Annotated in this window: 3 protein-coding genes; all 3 read left to right on the plus strand. The window is 69.1% G+C overall.

Going from position 1 to position 2,890, the window contains the following annotated elements; genetic code table 11:
• Positions 1–738, plus strand: a 738-nt coding sequence (locus tag RI841_RS15750; RefSeq protein ID WP_310706577.1) for a carboxyl transferase domain-containing protein, incomplete at its 5' end; no start/stop codon positions are given.
• 133 nt (positions 739–871) lie between these two features.
• Positions 872–1,705 (plus strand): enoyl-CoA hydratase-related protein, encoded by an 834-nt coding sequence (locus RI841_RS15755; RefSeq protein ID WP_310706578.1) that lies wholly within the window; start codon positions 872–874, stop codon positions 1,703–1,705.
• The coding region (locus RI841_RS15760; protein WP_310706579.1) for a biotin carboxylase N-terminal domain-containing protein at positions 1,702–2,890 on the plus strand (1,189 nt) is incomplete at its 3' end. The genes RI841_RS15755 and RI841_RS15760, both read left to right, overlap by 4 nt.

Raw genomic sequence — 2,890 nt, forward strand, 5'->3', positions numbered from 1 at the left:
GGCATCGTGTCGCGCGAATACCGTTTTCCCTACGACGTGCGCGAGGTGATCGCGCGCATCGTCGACGACTCCGACTTCGACGAATTCAAGCGCTACTACGGTGACACCCTGGTCACCGGCTTCGCCCACCTCCAGGGCTACCCGGTGGGCATCGTCGCCAACAACGGCGTGCTGTTCTCCGAGTCGGCGGTCAAGGGCGCGCACTTCATCGAACTTTGCGCGCAGAGGAAAGTGCCGCTGATCTTCCTCCAAAATATTACCGGCTTCATGGTGGGCTCGAAGTACGAGCACGAGGGCATCGCCAAGCACGGTGCCAAGCTGGTCACCGCGGTGGCCTGCGCCAGGGTGCCCAAGTTCACCGTGCTGATCGGCGGCAGCTTCGGCGCCGGCAACTACGGCATGTGCGGCCGCGCCTTTGAGCCCAACCTGCTGTTCATGTGGCCCAACGCGCGCATCTCGGTGATGGGCGGCGAGCAGGCCGCCGGCGTGCTCTCCCAGGTCAAGCGCGAGCAGATCGAGCGCGAGGGCCGCGAGTGGACCGCGGAGGAAGAAGAGGCCTTCAAGGCGCCGACCCGCGAGCAGTACGAGCACCAGGGCCACCCCTACTACGCCAGCGCGCGGCTGTGGGACGACGGCGTGATCGACCCGCTGCAGACGCGCGAGATCCTCGGCCTGTCGCTGGCCGCTGCCATGAATGCCGACGTGGAAGAGACCCGCTTCGGCGTGTTCAGGATGTAGTCCCACGCTCCGCGTGGAGCCGTAAGCTGTAAGCCGTAAGTGATACGTCGGGACATCAGCGCGTATGTCTGGACTCGAGGGGTTTCTTACAGCTCGCAGCTTATAGCTTACAGCTATTCGAAAGAGGTTCGAGATGTCAGATACCCCTTCCTACTCAAGATTGGAGCTCGACGACCGCGGCGTGGCCTGGCTGACCCTGGAGCGCCCGGACGTCCACAACGCCTTCGACGACAGCCTGATCGCCGAGCTCAACGATCATCTGCGCCGCGTCGGCGAGCTGGCCCGCCGCGGCGAGGTGCGCCTGCTGGTGCTGGGCTCCGAGGGCAAGAGCTTCTCCGCCGGGGCGGACCTGAACTGGATGAAGCGCATGGTCGACTATGACTTCGAGGACAACCTCGCGGACTCCCGCGAGCTCTCGGCGCTGATGCACGGCCTGGACACCCTGCCCTGCCCCACCGTGTGCCGCGTGCAGGGCGCCACCTTCGGCGGCGCCGTGGGCCTGGCCGCCTGCTGCGATGTGGTGATCGCCTCCGAGAAGGCGAAGTTCTGCCTCTCCGAGGTGAGGATCGGCCTCTCGCCGGCGGTGATCAGCCCCTATGTGCAGCGCGCTGTGGGCTCCCGCCAGATGCGCCGCTACGCCCTGACCGCCGAGGTCATGGACGCTGCCACCGCCGAGCGGCTGGACCTGGTCCACCGGGTGGTCGCGCCGGATGCCCTGGACGAGGCGGTGGACGCCATGGTCGAGACCCTGCTCGCCACCTCGCCCCAGGCCAGCCGCGCCACCAAGGCGCTGCTCGCCGAGGTGGCCCGCGAGCCCGACAGCAACACGACCCGCGATCATACCTGCCGGGTGATCAGCGAGCTGCGGGTCAGCCATGAAGGCCAGGAGGGCCTCGCCAGCTTCTTCGAGAAGCGTCGCCCTGCCTGGGCCCCCGACTCCCCCTCGAACACGGAGCGCCGACAATGAGCCAGACGACCCACAACGCCAAGCGCTTCGACACCCTGCTGGTGGCCAACCGCGGCGAGATCGCCTGCCGCGTGATGCGCACGGCGCGTGCCATGGGGCTGCGCACCGTCGCCGTCTACTCCGACGCCGACGCCAACGCCCGCCATGTGCGCGAGGCCGACGAGGCCATCCGCCTGGGCCCCGCCGCGGCCCGCGAGAGCTACCTCAAGGTCGAGGCCGTGGTGGAGGCCGCCCAGCGCAGCGGCGCCGGCGCCATCCATCCCGGCTACGGCTTCCTCTCCGAGAACGGCGCCTTCGTCGAGGCCCTCGACCAGGCCGGCATCGTCTTCGTCGGCCCGCCCGCCTCGGCCATCGCCGCCATGGGCGACAAGTCCGCCGCCAAGGCGCGCATGGCCAACGCCGGCGTGCCGCTGGTGCCCGGCTACCACGGCGACGACCAGGACGACGCCCTGCTCAAGGCCGAGGCCGACAAGATCGGCTACCCGGTGCTGCTCAAGGCCAGCGCCGGTGGCGGCGGCAAGGGCATGCGCGTGGTGGAGTCCGCCGCCGGCTTCCAGGCCGCCCTGGACGGCTGCCGCCGCGAGTCCCAGGCCGCCTTCGGCGACCAGCGCATGCTGATCGAGAAGTACCTGACCCAGCCGCGCCACGTCGAGGTCCAGGTGTTCTGCGACAGCCACGGCAACGGCGTCTACCTCTTCGAGCGCGACTGCTCCGTGCAGCGCCGCCACCAGAAGGTGCTGGAGGAGGCCCCGGCCCCGGGCATGAACGAGGGCCTGCGCCGCGAGATGGGCGAGGCCGCCGTGCGCGCCGCCCGCGAGATCGGCTACGTGGGCGCCGGTACCGTGGAGTTCCTGCTCGATGCCGATGGGTCGTTCTACTTCATGGAGATGAACACCCGCCTGCAGGTAGAGCACCCGGTCACCGAGATGATCACCGGCCAGGACCTGGTCGAGTGGCAGCTGCGCGTGGCCATGGGCGAGCGGCTCCCCCTCGCGCAGGATGAATTGACCATCACCGGTCACAGCTTCGAGGCGCGGCTCTACGCCGAGGACCCGGAGCAGGAGTTCCTGCCCGCCACCGGCACCCTGACCCGCTTCGCCATGGACCTGGAAGGCGCCGGCCTGGACCCCCAGCGCGTGCGCCTGGACAGCGGCGTGGCGACCGGCGACGCCGTCTCCATGCACT

This window comes from Halomonas sp., assembly GCF_031581305.1.
Taxonomy (GTDB): domain Bacteria; phylum Pseudomonadota; class Gammaproteobacteria; order Pseudomonadales; family Halomonadaceae; genus Halomonas.